At 41.2% G+C, this 781-nt stretch carries 1 protein-coding gene; it reads right to left on the reverse strand.

The genetic code is table 11. The annotated features are described in order from the left end of the window. Nucleotides 1-781 (reverse strand): L-lactate MFS transporter (locus tag V7147_RS14160; protein ID WP_335368498.1); only part of this gene is annotated, 781 nt, incomplete at both ends.

Consider the following 781-nt stretch of genomic DNA (forward strand, 5'->3'; position numbering starts at 1 on the left):
CCTGCAGCCGCCCATGCTGTTAAAATATAACCGTGGATTGCACCAAGCTGTTTTGTTCCAAACAAGTCCCCGATATAGGCTGGGATTGCAGCGAACCCACCACCATAACATGTGTAAATTAGTGCTAGTAATACCTGGAACAACAATGGATTCGATACATACGGTAGCAATGGAAACGCGATTACCTGGATGACAAAGAATACCGTATATGTATTAGGTCTTCCTAAGTAATCTGATACTGATGCCCAACCGATACGACCAAGCCCGTTAAATGCCCCTAATACTCCGACTAATGCTGCAGCTGCAACTGGAGTTAAACCGACACTTTCTTGTGCCAGTGGAGAAGCAGCAGAGATGATTGCTATGCCACACGTAACGTTGATAAAGAGCATGAGCCATAAATAATAAAAACGTTTTGTCTTTACTGCTTGATTCGCCGTTAATTGAGATAAATCCTGCTTTACCTTTTTAGCTCCACTTGAAACTTTCTCTTTGAATCCAGCTGGTAACCATCCAGCTTTAGGTGGAGCAAGATATAAAGAAGACATAATCATAATAACAAAATAGGATACTCCTAAAATATAAAAGGTATTTGCAATCCCTACAGAAACAATGAGTTTTTGCATAATTGGGCTACTAATTAATGAAGCAAATCCAAACCCCATGATTGCAAGGCCCGTTGCCATTCCGCGTCTATCCGGGAACCATTTTACAAGTGTAGAAACTGGAGCAATGTATCCAACGCCTAGACCAATTCCACCTAATGCACCATAGAATAAAT

This window comes from Bacillus sp. JJ1521, assembly GCF_036965165.1.
Lineage (GTDB): Bacteria > Bacillota > Bacilli > Bacillales > Bacillaceae_L > Ferdinandcohnia.